This is a genomic window from Shewanella fidelis ATCC BAA-318 (assembly GCF_000518605.1).
Taxonomy (GTDB): domain Bacteria; phylum Pseudomonadota; class Gammaproteobacteria; order Enterobacterales; family Shewanellaceae; genus Shewanella; species Shewanella fidelis.
The window spans coordinates 181,744-198,789 of the sequence record NZ_KI912461.1 but is presented as its reverse complement, the minus strand read 5'-3'; the positions used below and the strand labels follow the sequence as shown (position 1 = coordinate 198,789).

At 43.3% G+C, this 17,046-nt stretch carries 16 protein-coding genes and 1 tRNA gene; 12 read left to right on the top strand and 5 right to left on the bottom strand.

Annotated features, from left to right (window positions below; genetic code table 11):
* Positions 1–2 precede the first annotated feature (2 nt).
* A tRNA-Gln gene (locus tag L884_RS0120345) sits at positions 3–77 on the top strand.
* Between the two features lie 181 nt (positions 78–258).
* Positions 259–2,004: a hypothetical protein gene (locus L884_RS23345; RefSeq protein WP_028769214.1), complete on the top strand. Its 1,746-nt coding sequence runs from the start codon at positions 259–261 to the stop codon at positions 2,002–2,004.
* Positions 2,005–2,032: 28 nt separating this feature from the next.
* Here the strand turns inward: L884_RS23345 and L884_RS23340 are convergent, their stop codons facing one another.
* The 4 genes from L884_RS23340 to lolB form a co-directional block, all read right to left on the bottom strand.
* Positions 2,033–2,170 carry a hypothetical protein gene (locus tag L884_RS23340; RefSeq protein WP_156925732.1) on the bottom strand — a complete coding sequence of 46 codons (138 nt, stop codon included), beginning with the start codon at positions 2,168–2,170 and terminating at the stop codon, positions 2,033–2,035.
* Between the two features lie 176 nt (positions 2,171–2,346).
* Entirely contained in the window at positions 2,347–3,294 is a 948-nt protein-coding gene (locus L884_RS0120335) for a ribose-phosphate pyrophosphokinase (protein WP_028769213.1), read from the bottom strand.
* Between the two features lie 61 nt (positions 3,295–3,355).
* Complete coding sequence (ispE, locus tag L884_RS0120330) at positions 3,356–4,210, bottom strand: 4-(cytidine 5'-diphospho)-2-C-methyl-D-erythritol kinase (RefSeq protein ID WP_028769212.1); 855 nt, start codon at positions 4,208–4,210, stop codon at positions 3,356–3,358.
* Positions 4,207–4,866, bottom strand: a complete 660-nt coding sequence (gene lolB, locus L884_RS0120325) for a lipoprotein insertase outer membrane protein LolB (protein ID WP_028769211.1) — start codon at positions 4,864–4,866, stop codon at positions 4,207–4,209. The genes ispE and lolB overlap by 4 nt, the downstream gene beginning before the upstream one ends.
* A gap of 270 nt (positions 4,867–5,136) precedes the next feature.
* Here lolB and hemA point away from each other — a divergent pair, with 270 nt between their 5' ends.
* The 9 genes from hemA (at position 5,137) to L884_RS0120280 (ending at position 14,938) form a co-directional block, all read left to right on the top strand.
* The gene (gene hemA, locus L884_RS0120320; protein WP_028769210.1) at positions 5,137–6,387 is read left to right on the top strand and encodes a glutamyl-tRNA reductase; all 1,251 of its coding nucleotides are present in this window, start codon (positions 5,137–5,139) and stop codon (positions 6,385–6,387) included.
* Positions 6,388–6,400: 13 nt separating this feature from the next.
* Positions 6,401–7,486, top strand: a complete 1,086-nt coding sequence (prfA, locus tag L884_RS0120315; RefSeq protein WP_028769209.1) for a peptide chain release factor 1 — start codon at positions 6,401–6,403, stop codon at positions 7,484–7,486.
* A gap of 45 nt (positions 7,487–7,531) precedes the next feature.
* Complete coding sequence (gene prmC, locus L884_RS0120310) at positions 7,532–8,374, top strand: peptide chain release factor N(5)-glutamine methyltransferase (protein ID WP_028769208.1); 843 nt, start codon at positions 7,532–7,534, stop codon at positions 8,372–8,374.
* 183 nt (positions 8,375–8,557) lie between these two features.
* Complete coding sequence (locus L884_RS0120305) at positions 8,558–8,953, top strand: SirB2 family protein (RefSeq protein ID WP_028769207.1); 396 nt, start codon at positions 8,558–8,560, stop codon at positions 8,951–8,953.
* Entirely contained in the window at positions 8,953–9,741 is a 789-nt protein-coding gene (locus tag L884_RS0120300) for a transglutaminase family protein (RefSeq protein ID WP_028769206.1), read from the top strand. Before L884_RS0120305 ends, L884_RS0120300 begins: the two co-directional genes overlap by 1 nt.
* 206 nt (positions 9,742–9,947) lie before the next feature.
* The gene (locus L884_RS0120295; RefSeq protein WP_028769205.1) at positions 9,948–11,216 is read left to right on the top strand and encodes a DUF819 family protein; all 1,269 of its coding nucleotides are present in this window, start codon (positions 9,948–9,950) and stop codon (positions 11,214–11,216) included.
* 69 nt (positions 11,217–11,285) lie between these two features.
* Positions 11,286–12,134, top strand: coding sequence for a 3-deoxy-8-phosphooctulonate synthase (gene kdsA / locus L884_RS0120290; RefSeq protein ID WP_028769204.1), 849 nt, complete (start codon positions 11,286–11,288; stop codon positions 12,132–12,134).
* Positions 12,135–12,348: 214 nt separating this feature from the next.
* The gene (locus L884_RS0120285) at positions 12,349–13,911 is read left to right on the top strand and encodes an AbgT family transporter (RefSeq protein WP_028769203.1); all 1,563 of its coding nucleotides are present in this window, start codon (positions 12,349–12,351) and stop codon (positions 13,909–13,911) included.
* 151 nt (positions 13,912–14,062) lie between these two features.
* Positions 14,063–14,938 carry a DMT family transporter gene (locus L884_RS0120280; RefSeq protein ID WP_028769202.1) on the top strand — a complete coding sequence of 292 codons (876 nt, stop codon included), beginning with the start codon at positions 14,063–14,065 and terminating at the stop codon, positions 14,936–14,938.
* Here L884_RS0120280 and L884_RS22480 read toward each other — a convergent pair.
* Positions 14,935–15,447, bottom strand: a complete 513-nt coding sequence (locus tag L884_RS22480; protein ID WP_245603174.1) for a phosphatase PAP2 family protein — start codon at positions 15,445–15,447, stop codon at positions 14,935–14,937. The genes L884_RS0120280 and L884_RS22480 overlap by 4 nt on opposite strands.
* 345 nt (positions 15,448–15,792) lie before the next feature.
* Between L884_RS22480 and L884_RS0120270 the strand changes: the two genes are divergently transcribed.
* A complete protein-coding gene (locus tag L884_RS0120270) occupies positions 15,793–16,998 on the top strand; it encodes a C45 family autoproteolytic acyltransferase/hydrolase (RefSeq protein WP_028769201.1) in 1,206 nt (401 codons plus the stop codon).
* Positions 16,999–17,046: the final 48 nt, after the last annotated feature.

Below are 17,046 nucleotides of genomic sequence, written 5' to 3'. Positions count from 1 at the left end.
ATTGGGGTATCGCCAAGCGGTAAGGCACCGGGTTTTGATCTCGGCATTCCCAGGTTCAAATCCTGGTACCCCAGCCATATAAGAAAAGCCCATCTTCGGATGGGCTTTTTTGCATCTGTCGTTCTCTCATTTTTAAACCGCGTTAGCAACCCTTGCTATTCTATTTTGTCTTCACTTTATAAGTTGATACTAATTGCTATAAGCGGTAAATTTTCTCGCTAAGTGATTGAAACGTTTGCTACCGTTATGGAATCAATAATGAAACTTCCCTTTATATTACATATACCGAATTCCCCACTTTCCGTTGAGCTACAGTTACTTTCGCCTTTGTCTGATGGACGTAATGCACTGCATTGGCAGCATGAACTTAGTGAATTGCGTAGTGAACATGATATTAGCCTAGCAGAGTTTTATAACGATAATGAGTTTGTGGTGGCAGCCACGACAGGCCAGATCTACAAAGGTAATGTTGAAGGTGAGCTGACTCTGTTTATCAGTTTGCAAGTGATGGGCATAGACGGTGGTAAAGGCTGGCTTGATAAAACAAGGCAAGAGTTTTGGTATGCCATTACAGCGCCAATGGATGACGAGCAAGGGGATCGACTTTATGGTTGGTCTTTAAGAGATTGGAGCCTTATTGGTGAGATGCAATTGCCAGAGTATCTCGACATTCAACAGCTACATCGCCGCAGTGACGGTAACTTTCTTTTCTATCATAAACGCAGCAGAGATTTGCATAAACGAAGCCAAGGTTTCTGGGTTATTAACCCTGTTACTGCAGAGGCTGAATACCACGCGCTCAACAGCCTCCCAGCAGCAGGCCGATTCAAAATTCGCAATATGCTTGCCCTGTGCCCTAAACGAGATCTCGCGTTGCTACCGTTTGTTGATGCCTTGCCATACAAAGAAAGTGATGGTGAGCTGCAACTGGGGTTTCAGTTACAACTTATCGATCTTAATAGCTTTAATACGCTATGGGTGAAAACACTTCGTTGGCTGGGCAACGATTCTGAGCAGATGCTTGATATAGATATACGTCAGACTCTAAAAGCGTATTTTGCTGATGAAGAGGTAGATGACGATGAGTTGGAAGATGCCCTTGAGGAGTGGGTTGATACCCTTAAAGGTATTCGATTTAGCGATAATGAAGATGCTTGCTGGCTGTGCTGGAGAGATGGCGTACTACGTAAGATTTATTTGAGTAATCGCCAGCAAGAACACCAATTAGCTGCTATGTCAGCGCTAGTGAAGCCGGTGCAATTAAATGAGTCTGCAGATTGGCCAAACCCACTTAATCAGGTTGCATTTCATCAATATGGTTATCATCTACAGAGCTTAAGCGAGCAGCAATTAGCAGTGATCAATTTTGATATTAAAGTGGTCGATATCAGCAAAGTTAAGCCTTGTGATAATGAATTTGAACAACTGGTGGTTGGTTATCAAGATGGCAAGCAAGCAGAATTAGCGATGTCTGAGGTATACAGAATGGCCTATACCGAGGAAGGGCTTAACGTTATTAATATCGACTATCTAGCTTTGCCCGAATGTTTGCTTGAGGGATTACAACAAATGCGGCAGCGCACGGCTTGTTTGGCTGAACATGTCAAAGGGAGTCGTCTTGAGTGGTTAATTGAAGACAGGGATGGTAGCAAACGCACTGAAGCGGAGTTTGCAGCGATGACTATTGAGTTACCGACGGCAGCAGAGCTGATGGCGCTGATGGTTGAAGATCTCTGTGACTATGGGGATGCTTGCTCTCTAAGAAGTAGCCAACATAAAGCCGCTTTATCAGATATTATTGCGGCCTTAGCAGAGTTTGATATCGCGCATTTACCTTTAGTTAGCCGCTATTTAAACACGATAGATCTTGGCCGATTCGGGGACTTTCATATTCAGCACACATTGCCTGTAATTCAGCAAAAGTACGGTCAAAGCCTGTTTTATAAGCTTAAATACAATAAGTTTATTAAGAGTCTACCGGCGCAATTGACTTATACCAATTAGTATAAAGATTTGGTCGCTCAGCGAGAATTTAGCGGCACTGAGACAAGGCAACGAGTGAAGAGCATAGTTGTTCTACGTTCGAGCTTGTTAACGCAGTATCAGCGCCGCTAAAACTCGCCATTCTGGAGCGTTTTTGGCTGCCTACTTCTTCGTTGAATAACTTCACAAGGGAGCAACCATTCTTTCAATTATTCGCCTTGAATTAGATTGCCAAAAACGCTCTGAGTAGATCAACTTCTTATACTGATTGGTATTAAATGATTAACTAAAGATAAGGCATAAAAAAACGCACTCTATGGAGTGCGTTTTTATTACTGCTTGTTTAGCTTAATTCATCAAGAATTAGTGCTTAAACATTGCAGAGATTGATTCTTCATTGCTTACACGGCGAATAGCTTCAGCCATAACGGTAGACATAGTTAATTGTGAAACCTTGTCTAGCGCAGCAATTTCAGGGCTCAATGGGATGGTATCTGTAACGATAACTTCGTCGATTACCGACTCAGCGATGTTTTTAGCAGCGTTACCAGAGAATACTGGGTGAGTAGCATAAGCAAATACGCGGTTTGCACCGTGCTCTTTTAATGCTTCAGCTGCTTTACATAATGTACCACCAGTGTCGATCATGTCATCAACGATGATACAGTCACGGCCTTGAACATCACCAATGATATGCATTACTTGCGCAACGTTTGCTTGCGGGCGACGCTTGTCAATAATTGCTAAATCAGAATCATCTAGTAGTTTAGCTACTGCACGAGCACGAACCACGCCACCGATGTCTGGAGAAACAACAACAGGGTTTTCTAGGTTCTTAGCTAACATGTCTTCTAGTAGTACAGGGCTACCAAAAACGTTATCAACAGGAACATCGAAGAAACCTTGAATTTGCTCAGCGTGTAGATCACAAGTCAATACGCGGTCAACACCAACGCTTGATAGGAAATCTGCTACAACTTTAGCTGTGATAGGTACACGAGCACTACGAACACGACGGTCCTGACGCGCGTAACCAAAGTAAGGAATAACTGCTGTAATACGACCAGCTGATGCACGACGAAGCGCGTCAACCATAACGATAAGTTCCATTAGGTTATCGTTAGTAGGAGCGCAAGTAGATTGAATGATGAACACATCCGCACCACGTACATTTTCATTAATTTGGACACTGATTTCGCCGTCACTGAAAACGCCTACCTCTGCGTCTCCAAGTTTACAAAATAGACGATCGGCTATCTTCTTAGCGAGACTAGGTGTAGCGTTACCGGCAAAAAGTTTAATGTCAGGCACTGTAGGAACCTCAGGCGTATGCTTCATGATTGTGGCTGGGAGAACGTTTCCCAGAAAGTGGTTAACGTTGAGCTAATCTCAACATTAACGGCGATTTATTTGCCCCTTTCGCAATGAAAGCTTTAGTCGATGCCGGCAGTTTAGCCAATACATCTTTAGCTTCATGCTCCTGTTCGAATTGACCAAAAACGCATGCTCCGGTTCCGGTCATTCTGGACGGCGCATATTCTAGCAGCCACTCCAAGGCTTTGGCAACTTGAGGGTGACGTTTTGCGACTAAAGCTTGGCAGTCATTTTTCCATGGGCTGTTCATTAATGAATCAAGGCTGACCTTTGGGGTATTTCTTGGTAAATCTGGGTCTTGGAAGATCTCGGCTGTAGATACGTGGACATCAGGAATAATGACCAAATACCAATGCTCGCTTGGTTCAACATTCTGTAGTTTTTCGCCAACACCTTCGGCAAATGCAGCAAAACCATTAATAAAAACAGGTACATCAGCACCTAAAGTTAAGCCAATTTCAGCAAGCTCACGGCTTGATAAACCGGTACCCCATAGCTTATTTAAGGCCACTAAAGTGGTTGCTGCATCAGACGAACCGCCACCAAGGCCACCGCCCATAGGTAGACGTTTATCTAACCAGATCTCTGCGCCTTGCTGACAATTTGTTCGATCTTGTAGGGATTTTGCGGCCTTGAGAATTAAGTTATCGCTGTCAGCAACAACGCCAGACATATTTGAGTGTAACTTAAGAGTTGGCTTATTTAATACTTTGAAATCTAAGTAATCGCAATGTTCAACAAACTGAAATAGTGTTTGCAGTTCATGGTAGCCATCTTCACGTCGAGCATTTACATGAAGAAATAAGTTCAGTTTAGCTGGGGCAGGCCAGCCCATTGACAGTTGCGTAGTCATAAAGAGTTCTCTGGGCTTGATATCGGTTTAATCAAGGCTTGGTTTTCTGGAGCAAGTGCTTGCCATTTATTAAGCTGTAATTTTAGGCGCAGATCGCCGCGGGTTAAATTAAGTAGTCTAGGTACATCAGCGCCACTTTGTTTTTGCCAGCTTTTAAACTCAACTTGCCACGGTGGTAATTGTTGTGAATTGACGAGTTTACTTGGCCGTTGTTGACTGTCACTACTGATGAGTTTATCGCCTGCGGTTAATTGTCCTGTTAGCCAAAGAGGTAAAGAGTCAATCGGAATTGACCAACCTGATACACGAGTAAGTAGTCGCTGAGCATTGGTATCTTGATAAGTTTCACCGTCTACACTCAAGGTGACAAGACCATCTTGGCTAGATAAAGATAATAAGGTAGTACCAAGCACAGTGGTAAGGGTTAACTCGTCTCTGTGGGGACTATGTAACCAATAAATATTGGTACTAAAGCGATCTTGCGAGGTTCTCACTGCGAGTTTACCTTGCATTTCCCACGCGCTAGCTTGCTGTACTTTGTTAACAGAGACGGGAATGAGGTTGTCTGGTATGGTAGTTGAGCAACCACTAATAAAAATAGTGCTTAGCATCACCCATAGATAAGTGTTTTTTGTGAACCGGCTCAAATTATTCATCTATTACTGATATAAAAGAGCCCTTATGATACGAGGGCTTGGATAAATTACCAATGCCCATATGCAAAAATAACCATATTGCACAATGCTTATTGGGCTTAAAGCGTGAAATATCTATGTGAAAATAGTTAAAAAAGTGATGCTAATTGAAAAAATGGGTAAGAACCGAGATTATTATTCGGTTTTGTTAAGCGTATTCTGTTTTTAACAAAATCAATTCAGTAGAATGGCAGCCATAAATGAGATGCCCAAGAGTCCAGAACGAGTCAAATGAGCCTTGTAGCAATCGGAATTAACCATAAAACGGCCACGGTCGACCTACGTGAGAAAGTTGCTTTCGCACCAGACAAAATTCATGATGCCATGAAAAGTCTTGCGGCTATTACTCCATCGGGCGAAGCCGTCATCATATCCACCTGTAACCGTACAGAACTTTACTGTAATAACAGTGAAGCCGCTGATGTGGTTGCGTGGCTGGAAGAATATCACCAACTCTCCCATGAAGCTGTTGAGCCTTGCTTGTACCAATATCAAGGTCAAGAAGCGGTCAAGCATTTGATGCGTGTATCTGCTGGTTTAGATTCGCTGATTTTGGGTGAACCACAAATTTTAGGCCAAGTTAAACAATCTTTTGTGAAAGCGAAAGAGGCTGGCAGTGTCGGTTCTACAATGGATAAGCTATTTCAAAATACCTTTTCCGTTGCTAAAAAAATTCGTACCGAAACTGAAATTGGCGCAGCTGCAGTATCGGTTGCATTCGCAGCTGTAAGCATGGCGAAGCATATTTTCTCATCACTGAGTACGACCCAGGTCTTATTGGTCGGTGCGGGTGAGACTATTGAGCTAGTTGCGCGTCACTTAAAAGATAACGGTGTGAGCACTATGGTGGTTGCAAACCGAACAATTTCACGTGCTGAAGCCATGTGTGAAGAGTTCGGTGCAACAGCAATTACACTAGAACAGATCCCAGATTTTCTCCCTAAGGCCGATATCGTGATATCCTCTACGGCTAGCCCGTTACCGATCCTCGGTAAAGGCATGGTAGAAAAAGCGCTTAAGCAACGTCGTCATCAACCTATGTTATTGGTTGATATAGCAGTTCCTCGAGATATTGAGGCTGAGGTTGCGGATTTAGATGATGCATTCCTCTATACCGTCGATGACCTGCAAAGCATTATTGAACAGAATATGGCCTCTCGAAGAGAAGCCGCCGAGCAAGCAGAATTAATTGCAGACGATCAAGCTCATCAGTTCATGGAATGGATCCGCTCATTGGAGTCGGTTGACAGTATTCGTGAATATCGCACCCAAAGTATGGCGATAAAAGATGAGTTGGTAGAGCGAGCGGTCAATAAATTGGCCCAAGGTGGTAACTGTGAGCAAGTCTTACTGGAACTTGCCAATAAGCTCACCAATAAGCTGATCCATGCGCCGACACAAGCGCTTACCGCTGCGAGTCGCCAAGGGGATTTGAATTCTCTTGGACAATTAAGAGCTGTGCTTGGACTAGATAAAGACTAAGGTTAGCGTTTAAATGAAGGACAGTGTGATTCGTAAGCTAGAAGGCTTACTTGAACGTAATGAAGAAGTATTGGCGTTACTGAGCGATGCTGAGGTAATTGCTGATCAGGAGCGTTTTCGCGCCTTGTCTAAAGAATACTCTCAATTAGAAGATGTAGTTAAAGCTTTCCAATCATATCAGCAAGCTGAAGAAGATCTTGAGTCAGCAAAAGAGATGATGGAAGAAGATGATCCAGATCTGAAAGAGATGGCTCAAGAAGAGTTCAAGGCGGCCAAGGCTGCCATTGCAACGCTAGAAGATGAATTACAAATTCTTCTGCTTCCAAAAGATCCTAATGATGACAATAACTGTTTCGTTGAGATCCGTGCTGGCGCGGGTGGTGATGAAGCAGCTATTTTCGCTGGTGATCTTTTCCGTATGTACAGTAAATACGCTGAAAGTAAGCGCTGGCAAATAGAAGTGATGAACACCAACGAAGGTGAACATGGCGGCTTTAAAGAAGTCATTGCAAAAATCAGTGGTGAAGGTGTTTACGGTAAGCTGAAGTTTGAATCAGGCGGTCACCGTGTCCAGCGTGTACCTGAGACAGAATCTCAAGGTCGTGTGCATACCTCTGCTTGTACAGTGATTGTGTTACCTGAAATTCCTGAAGCTGAAGCGATTGAGATTAACAAGGCTGACTTGAAAGTCGATACGTTCCGTGCATCGGGCGCGGGTGGTCAGCACGTGAACAAAACTGACTCAGCTATTCGTATTACCCATATTCCAACGGGTATTGTAGTTGAGTGTCAGGATCAACGTTCTCAGCATAAAAACCGTGCACAAGCTATGAGCGTACTGGCAGCTCGTATTCAAGCGGTTGAAGACGAGAAGCGCCGTAGCGCAGAAGAGAGTACTCGCCGTAACTTGGTAACCAGTGGTGACCGTTCTGAGCGTATTCGTACTTACAACTTCCCGCAAGGTCGTGTGAGTGAACACCGTATTAACTTGACGCTGTACCGCTTAGGTGAATTTATGGAAGGCGATATTGACGTAGTCATTGAGCCTCTGATCCAAGAAAACCAAGCGGATATGCTTGCAGCACTTGGTGAAGCGTAAATTTTAGCCTCCTCATACTGTGCTACAGATGAATAAGGATATTCCTTGCAACTAACTATCTCTGGGGCCCTTAAATGGGCCTCAACTCAGCTTGAAAGTATTTCAGACTCTGCAGCATTAGATGCAGAGGTGATGCTATTGCACGTTATCAGTAAACCACGTAGCTATTTATACACTTGGCCTGAAAAAAGCTTAGAGCCTGAAGAGGTGTTTGAGTTTAAGCAAATGCTTGCTAAGCGATTACGGGGCAAGCCAATTGCGCATATTGTTGGCGAGCGAGAGTTTTGGTCACTGCCGTTCAAAGTCAATCCAACTACGCTTATTCCGCGTCCAGATACGGAAATTTTAGTTGAGACAGCTTTGAACTTGCCCTTGGCTGAAAATGCGAAAGTGCTGGATCTCGGTACCGGAACTGGTGCGATAGCGTTGTCACTTGCTCATGAGCGTAATGACTGGCAGGTGTGCGCCATTGATAAAGTGGAAGAGGCGGTCGCATTAGCTAAAGAGAATCGCAGCAACCTAAAGCTAGAACAGGTCGATGTATTTCAGAGTGACTGGTTTGATGCCGTTGAGTGTTACGACTTTAACTTAATTGTGTCTAATCCTCCTTATATTGATGAAGAAGATGAGCATCTATCCCAAGGTGATGTTCGCTTTGAGCCGCAAAGTGCGTTAACTGCGCCGTTAAGAGGGTTTGCAGATCTGTTCCATATTGCAGAGTGCGCCCGTGATTATTTAGCACCAGGTGGTTATTTGCTACTTGAGCACGGTTATCAGCAAGCAATAGAGTTGAGAGAGAAGTTAATCGAGCTAGGCTACGAAAATGTGGCAACGGTCAGAGATTTTGGTAGTAATGATCGCTGTACACTTGGCCGTTGGCCGCGTTAAACCTCAGTCATAGCAGGTCTAAAAGGCACTACATATAGTGCCTTTTTTATTGATTTTCTCGCGTCGAAAAAATTAATGCGGTTAAACTTTGTGCGGTTCTGCTACTTGTCATCGCCTGATATTGGTTATGGTTCAAGGTATGGGGTACACTAGCCGCCTTTATCAGCTAAAAGACCTTTATTTATGGACACTTTTTACAGTTTATATCCAGCGTTCAAACACATGCATATGACGCTCATTGCGACCAGCGTATTGTTTTTCTTAGTCCGCTTTGTGCTCCATATGCGTAAATCACCAGTGTTAGAAAAGAAAGCCATCAAGATAGCACCACATGTTATCGATACTTTCTTACTACTATCAGGTCTAATTTTATGCTTCCAAATTCAACAGTATCCTTTTGTTGATCCATGGTTGACTGAAAAGCTTGGCGCTGTGGTTGCTTATATTGCGTTAGCGACTATCGCATTAAAAGCAGATCGTAACGCGCTATTTAAAATATTCGCGGCCTTTGGTGCTATTGGCTGGATTGTTTACGCAGCTAAACTTGCGATTCTTAAGCAAGGAGTATTACTCGGTTAATGGCTGATTTAACCCATAACGATTCTATTCAACTGCCGGAAACTGCATTTGAAATAGCCGAGCATTTAGGCTTTTCTAAAGTGAAAAACGCCAATTGGGCGTGGCTAGAGCTAGCAGGCTCAGTATTGAGCTTTTATGTAGTCGATAGACATGAACGTTTGAATGGCCTATTTCGTTGGTTTTATAACGATCTAGGCTTTTGCGCTCGTGAAGACTATTACAGCGCAGCATCAGCAGATCTTGGTAAATGCATTACCTCAAGACAAGGTAATAGCACTACCTTAGCAACGGTGTTGATGCTGCTTGCTAAGCAGTTGGACTTGCAACTAGATCTACTGTTATTGCCGGGGCAAACCGTACTTTGCAGCCGCATTGATAATGAGGTTCGTTATTTCGAGCCATTAACCGGTAGCGAGCTTTCAAAGCATCAGTTACACGTATTTGTCCGCGGTGAGCTAGGTAATGCAGCTAAGTTCAAGCCAAGTTATTTAAAGCCAGCGAGCGTTAAACGTATTATCTCGCGAATGATCCACGAGATGAAAGCGGGCAGTATTGTGGCACATAACTTTGAACCAGCATTAGAGTGCTGTAATTTATTGCTGCAGTGGCATAGTAATGATTTAAATTTAAATCGTGAACGTGCATTTATCGCCCAACAACTCGGCTGTATTAGTGTTGCTGCGGCGGATTTAGCTCATTTTGTCGAGAACAGTCCGCATGATCCAGTGATTGAACTGGTGAAAATGCAATTAAAAGAACTTAAAGAGGAAGTTGAAACTTTCCATTAAGTCATACAATAGGGCCATTTAGGCCCTTTTGTGTTGATACGCCTGAATAAACTAGATTTGCTCAGGTGCGAAAGATCGCGCAGTGTTTTCAAACAAGCTTTCTAAACATTAGCAGCGCCATAAAAATAAAAAATAGCAAAACATAAAATTGAAGATTTGAAAATAATAATTAGGCAAACAATGCCAATTTCAAGGGGATAGATTTCATGAGTAGTAGCGATACAGTCACCACGGCGTTGGTGACTAATGACGCAACAGCGTTAGGTATTTTAGCTGTCGTGCTTGGTTTTGTATTTTATACCAGCAATAGCAGTAATGCATTTTGGAAGAAGTTTTACACATTCGTACCCGCTTTATTGATGTGTTACTTTTTGCCGTCGTTACTCAATACCTTCGACATTATCGACGGCAAAGCATCGCAGCTTTACTATGTGGCATCGCGCTACTTACTACCCGCTTGTTTAGTGTTATTGATTTTAAGTGTCGACTTAAAAGCGATTATGTCTTTAGGGCCTAAAGCGATTGTCATGTTCTTAACAGGTACCGTGGGAATTGTTATCGGTGGACCGATTGCCTTATTGATTGTCTCTGCAATTCACCCTGAGATTTTAGGCGTTACTGGTCCTGATGCGGTATGGCGTGGCATGACAACACTAGCGGGAAGCTGGATTGGTGGCGGCGCTAACCAAGCGGCAATGAAAGAGATTTATGAGGCTGGTGGTGACATTTTCTCAATTATGGTCACCGTTGATGTGATTGTGGCTAATATTTGGATGGCAGTACTGCTGTTTATGGCCTCAAAAGCTAAGCAAATAGATGCAAAAACTGGCGCAGATACTTCAGCACTAGAAGCACTAAAAGACAAGGTTGAGAAATACCATGCTGAAAATGCTCGTATTCCAAGCCTTAACGACTTTATGATGATTGCGGCGGTTGGTTTCGGTGTAACCGGTGTTGCACATATTGCCGCAGACTTTTTAGGACCATTTTTTGAAACTAACTATCCATGGACACGTGACTACAGCTTAACCTCGAATTTTTTCTGGTTGATTGTTACGGTAACCTCTATTGGTTTAGCGATGTCATTTACTCGAGTTCGCCACTTAGAAGCTGCGGGAGCATCAAAAGTCGCTTCAGCATTTTTATATATTTTAGTGGCAACCATTGGTTTGCATATGGATGTATCCAAACTCGCCGATACCGAAAACCTTTGGTACTTTGCCATTGGTATGATTTGGATGTTAGTACATGCTAGCTTTATGCTGATTGTGGCAAAATTGATTAAAGCACCGCTGTTTTATATGGCAGTGGGTAGCCAAGCTAACGTTGGTGGTGCGGCATCGGCTCCTGTAGTCGCTGCAGCCTTCCATCCGGCACTTGCACCTGTGGGTGTGCTTCTTGCGGTATTAGGCTATGCTTTAGGCACTTATATGGCATGGATTTGTGGCCAGATTTTACAAGCTGTGGCGAGTTAACGCGGCAGCGATTGTGTATTTGATTAATGCTGAGGCATAGGCCTTGGCTCATGAAGAGAGAAAAGATTGATGAGTAATAAAATCATTAGTTTAGGTTCGATTGAAATCGCTAACGATAAGCCTTTTGTACTGTTTGGCGGCATGAACGTACTTGAGTCACGCGACTTAGCGATGCAAATTGCTGAGACTTATGCTGAAGTGACGCAAAAGCTAGGGATCCCTTATGTGTTTAAGGCCTCTTTTGATAAGGCAAACCGCTCATCTGTTAACTCTTATCGTGGCCCAGGCATGGAAGCAGGCTTAAAGATTTTTGAAGAGATTAAGTCGACTTTCAACCTACCTATCATTACCGATGTGCATGAAGTACACCAGTGTGCGCCGGTAGCAGAGGTTGTTGATGTTATTCAATTACCAGCGTTCCTTGCTCGCCAAACTGATTTGGTGGTGGCGATGGCAAAGACTGGCGCCATCATTAATGTGAAAAAGCCACAGTTTTTAGCGCCACATGAAATGCGTCATATCATCACCAAGTTTAATGAAGCAGGTAATGATGAAATTATGCTGTGTGAGCGTGGCTCAAGCTTTGGTTACAATAACTTAGTTGTTGATATGCTTGGTATGGATGAAATGAAGCAAACCGGTTACCCGGTGATCTTCGATGCAACTCATGCGCTGCAACGCCCTGGTGGACGAAGCGATAGTGCTGGTGGACGCCGCGCTCAAGCAACTGAGCTTGCACGTAGCGGAATGGCGTTAGGTTTAGCTGGTTTGTTCATTGAAGCTCACCCAGATCCTGACAACGCTAAGTGCGATGGTCCATGTGCACTGCCATTGCATCAATTAGAGAACTACTTAACTCAAATGAAAGCGATTGATGATTTAGTTAAGTCGTTCGATCCAATCGACACTAGTAAGTAAGTGTAAAGTATTTTATTCTTCTAACTAGCGGTTAAAAGTTATAAAACCCTGTTTAATCACAGGGTTTTATTGTTTTTGTCGATACAATTTAAGTTTAAATACAGATTGGCCATTTATTCTAGTAGGTTATAAAAATACTCGGTATTAAGCCCCATTATGGCATTTACTGCCATTTGTTCCGTTTAATGTGAGACATAATAAAATAGGTTGAATGATGAAAGCAGATAAACAGGCGCTTGAAGATCAAGGGCCACAAGGGATGTTGGGTAAAGCGTTAGATAGCATTGAAAGAGTAGGTAATAAGTTACCGGATCCTGCAATGCTATTTTTGATTTTAATGTTTGCAGTGTGGGCGTTATCGGCACTGTTATCGGGCGTAAGCTTTGATGCTATAGATCCACGCACCAATTCACCGATTGTGGTGAATAATCTACTTAGTGCTGAGGCGCTAACTAACTTTTTAACGTCAATGGTCACCACGTTCACCGCATTTGCACCTTTAGGTGTGGTGCTGGTGGCTATGTTAGGTGTGGGGGTTGCTGAGCATTCCGGCTTTATTAACACGGCGTTAAAGCGCATGTTAAAAATTACCCCAGCTAAGTTTCTCACTCCTGCCGTTGTGTTAGTCGGTATTATCTCTCATACCGCCACAGATGCGGGCTATGTAGTGGTTATTCCTCTTGCTGGTGTGATCTTCTTTACTGTCGGTCGCCATCCATTAGCGGGTATTGCTGCTGCGTTTGCTGGTGTATCTGGTGGTTTCTGCGCTAACTTTATTCCTTCTGGTATTGACCCATTACTGCAAAGTTTTACTCAGGCAGCTGCACAAATTGTTGACCCTAATATTGAAGTTAACCCATTAAATAACTGGTTCTTCGCGGCATCATCTTGTATTCCTATCACGTTACTTATTTGGTATCTAACAGATAAAGTATTAGAGCCGCGTTTAAACCGTACTCATAAAGTTAACCGTGACGAGGTGGATCTTCCTGCAATGGAAGAGGAAAAGCCATCTGAAATTAAAGCGTTTCGTGTCGCAACGTTAGTGATGTTAGTTGCGATTGTTGCTTTCTTTTCACTGACAGTGCCAGAAACATCGACCCTTAGAGATACAGATGGCTCTTTAACGAGCTTTAAAGCGCCATTGATGCAAGCAATTGTGCCGCTGATCTTTATCTTCTTTATGTTGCCAGGCCTAGTATACGGCTATATGACAGGTGCTTTTAAGACTTCAGGCGATGTTGTTCAAGCCATGTCTAAGTCGATGAATGGTATGTCGCATTACATCGTTATGGCCTTTTTCTGTGCACAGTTTGTGGCAGCGTTTTCGGCATCTAACCTTGGTGCGCTGATTGCGGTTGAAGGTGCTGGTGGCCTTAAAGCACTTAACCTGCCGGCTGAAATTACCGTTGTTGGCATGATCATACTCGTGGGGTTTGTGAACCTATTTGTGGGGTCATCATCGGCGAAGTGGGCATTGATTGGTCCGGTTCTTGTGCCTATGTTGATGCAACTTAATATCAGCCCGGATCTATCACAAGCGGCATATCGTGTGGGCGACTCAAGCTCAAATATCATTACACCGCTGATGCCTTACTTCCCGCTGGTTGTTGTTTATTGTCAGCGTTATGTGAAGAATATTGGTATCGGTACACTGATTTCTATGATGCTGCCATTTAGTTTAGCGCTGCTATCTATTTGGAGTGTGTGGTTACTGGCTTATTGGGCGTTAGGTTTCCCATTAGGACTGGGTGCTAGTTACACTTACGGGCTGTAATTTATTTATAGCGTTTAAATCAAAAAGCCAAGTCAGAGATGATTTGGCTTTTTGTATTTTCAGTCGTTATTTTCAGTATTAATGAAATATTGCCAATAATGCAATTTGTGCTGGCATAATAACGTTTTTCTTACCTGGCAAATTAATCTCTATGACTTGGATATTTTTTACTTTTCTTGCAGCCTTTATGCAGGCGTGGCGCAATGCGTTTCAAAGTCAGCTAAGTAAAGAGGTTAATATTGCTGGCGTTACACTAGCTCGCTTTATCTGGGCAACGCCGATTGCAATGGCCTATTTGGTCGGACTTTATACGTGGCAGCCTGTAGGCTTACCTTTTATTACCCTCAAGTTTACTGCCTATGTGTTGGGGGCGTCGGCAATGCAAATTTTGGCAACGGCCTTAATGGTGAAACTGTTCAAAATGAAGAACTTTGCCGTTGGGGCAGGGCTTGCTAAGAGCGAAGCTATCGTTGCCGCGATTTTAGGTGTGGTGTTTTTTGGCACTGAGCTGTCACTCTTAGGTTGGCTAGGCGTACTTATCGGTGGTATTGCGGTATTTATGCTGAGCTGTAAAGGTGATGTTAAACAGCTTTCATTAGCAACGGTTTTTCTTGGGCTAGCGTGCGGTGCAGCCTTTGCGCTGACCTCTTTGTGGGTGCGCGAAGCAAGTTTAAACCTTGATTTACCTTTTCCTCACAGAGCTGCTTGGGTTCTGCTGTTTGTGATTGCGATTCAAACCACTATCTTGCTGATCTACTCAACTTTGGTAGACAAAACGACCCTTGAGGGGCTAATCCAAAGACCTAAACTGACGTTATTAACCAGTGCGACCAGTTGTATTGGCTCAATTGGCTGGTTTAGTGCTATGTCGTTACAAGCTGTGCCTTATGTGAAAACACTGGGTCAGGTAGAGGTGTTCTTTACCTTACTTATCGCAATGTTGTGGCTAAAAGATAAGGTAAAGATTAAAGATATGCTGGCACTCATTTTAATTGCTGTAGCTGCAATATTAGTTATGTGGAGTTAATGGTGTTTTGGCATCACTCGCTCACTTAACCAGATAGATATTTGCGCGCAAAATACACCTAAAGTAGCGCCAGCTAACAGATCGCCTAGAAAATGATAGTTTTGCCCTAATTGTCCCGCAACTGCTCCTAGCATAGCCACTAACCAAAGTGGGTAAAGCTTGGGCAAGCGCCACCAGAAAACACTGACAAGCGCGAAGGTAAATAGCGCATGACCTGATGGAAAAGAGTTGTAGGCTGCGCCCGCCATAAAAGGGTGGAATCCTTCAACCCCATGGGTTATCCACGATGGGTTACCGCCACTGTCTAATTGCAGCCAGGTTTCTGGCCAAGTTCTACCAAATATCCATTTAGCGCCAAGCCTTACAATGGTGGCACTTATCAAGGTGAAGATAAGGGCTAAGGCAAAGTGAGCCAGTTTCACTCGAAACTTAGCTATCAGGCAGCTCAAAATAACTAAGGCTGACAGAACTTCAAATAACACTGGCATTTGGCTTAAAGGCTTAAACAAAACACTGGCATTAATGTTGTGATGCATCCAAGTTGAAATGGAGCGATCCAGAAAAAGCACGCTGAAAACAACACAACAGGTTGCAGCTAGATAAAGCCAAGCACTGCTATGTAAAGTGAGTCTCTTATTGTTTCGAGAAGGCTTGCTAGCGTTGAGGGAGTTATTTAAATGATCCATAGATCCAAGTGTAATGCCTGAGCTTAAATGGAGTTTATGAGTTTCCTTGACTAACTACAATAGACAGCTTTGCTGCTGCAGCTTAACTAAGTTTACTAATTTTCTTAGAAATGTTTAGTAATGAGGTTGTGATTATTCTAGCTCCATCATCTTAGACAGGAGCTCAACATGAAAAAATCAATTATTGCGGCAACACTTGCGTTATCTTCTATATTTTCGGTTGGCGCTCAAGCAGAACTTATTCAGCATACAGATCAAATTGCTGAAGTGAAGTTTCAAGGTTCTAGTTATGAACTGGGTTTGCATGTTGGTGTCGTTGCCAAAGCACAAATTCTTGATGGTATTGAACGCTTCGATAATACCTTGGGAGTAATGTTACCCGGGCTTAATGTCATCTCACTATCAAAGTCTTTTGAGGCGCAGAGTATTTTTACAAAACTAAAGGCGAGTTCGCCAGATGCTGCTGCTTATATTCAAGGCTTATCTGAGTCATTAAATCGCTCACCTAATTTATTGTTAGCCGTTGGCATGTCAGATGAAGCCATTTTGGAGTCTCAGCGTTCTGGTGGCATGGGCTTCTTACAAGCTGAAAAGCCAGCTCATGATCCTGCGGCTCCGGCAAAGTGCACCGTACTTGGCATGTCAGATAAACAAGGTCGTGCTTGGGGGCAAGCAAACTTCGATTATATGGGAATTAACTATGAAGGTTTAATCGTACTTAACCATACTGATGTGGACGGTCAAACCAGAGTTATCCAAACTTGGGCAGGGCTTATTCCTTACGGCGGGATAGCCAAGGGCGGACAAGCTATTATGATGAATACGATGGCCGATGAGGGGACTGCTCGTGAAAAAGCCGGTGCTGAGATCTTAGTGGATAATGCCACACCTTCATATTACCTAAGTTGGGAAGCTTACAATATTGGCTCGCAGCAAGAGTTACTAGATATCTTTAACGCTCATCAACAGTACACTGCATTTTTCTCCTACACAGTGATTGATAGTAATGCAAAAGTAATGAATATTGAGAATAACTTTTCTGCAGCCAAAGGCGGCGTGGTTAACCATTCTTATGCTGACAAAATGGTACATGCCAATCACTCTTTGTATCAGCAGCAACCATTTGTTGATCAGGCATTTGCGGCAAAATCGCTGCCAAGACAAGCCGCTGCTGAATCGTTTTTAGATAAAGCGAGTATCGAAACAACAAAGGCTCAGACACAAGAGTTTGCTGAAACCTCAGTACTTTGGAAGGGGCGTGGAGAGATGATGGGAACCGTTACCTCAACTCGATTTGATATCAATGGTGATCACGTTGATATGTTTATAAAAACAGATATGGCGCACCCTGAGGTACATATTAAGAACTATTAGTTTATGGCGTAAACCACTTACTTGTAGCATTGAGTCAGAGGTTAGCTA

Coding starts and splice junctions, on each gene's coding strand:
- L884_RS0120280 (WP_028769202.1), top strand. CDS start 14,063: ATGACTTGGATATTTTTTACTTTTCTTGCAGCCTTTATGCAGGCGTGG.
- L884_RS0120295 (WP_028769205.1), top strand. CDS start 9,948: ATGAGTAGTAGCGATACAGTCACCACGGCGTTGGTGACTAATGACGCA.
- hemA (WP_028769210.1), top strand. CDS start 5,137: ATGAGCCTTGTAGCAATCGGAATTAACCATAAAACGGCCACGGTCGAC.
- lolB (WP_028769211.1), bottom strand. CDS start 4,866: ATGAATAATTTGAGCCGGTTCACAAAAAACACTTATCTATGGGTGATG.
- L884_RS0120300 (WP_028769206.1), top strand. CDS start 8,953: ATGGCTGATTTAACCCATAACGATTCTATTCAACTGCCGGAAACTGCA.
- L884_RS0120285 (WP_028769203.1), top strand. CDS start 12,349: ATGAAAGCAGATAAACAGGCGCTTGAAGATCAAGGGCCACAAGGGATG.
- L884_RS0120270 (WP_028769201.1), top strand. CDS start 15,793: ATGAAAAAATCAATTATTGCGGCAACACTTGCGTTATCTTCTATATTT.
- L884_RS23345 (WP_028769214.1), top strand. CDS start 259: ATGAAACTTCCCTTTATATTACATATACCGAATTCCCCACTTTCCGTT.
- L884_RS0120305 (WP_028769207.1), top strand. CDS start 8,558: ATGGACACTTTTTACAGTTTATATCCAGCGTTCAAACACATGCATATG.
- prfA (WP_028769209.1), top strand. CDS start 6,401: ATGAAGGACAGTGTGATTCGTAAGCTAGAAGGCTTACTTGAACGTAAT.
- ispE (WP_028769212.1), bottom strand. CDS start 4,210: ATGACTACGCAACTGTCAATGGGCTGGCCTGCCCCAGCTAAACTGAAC.
- kdsA (WP_028769204.1), top strand. CDS start 11,286: ATGAGTAATAAAATCATTAGTTTAGGTTCGATTGAAATCGCTAACGAT.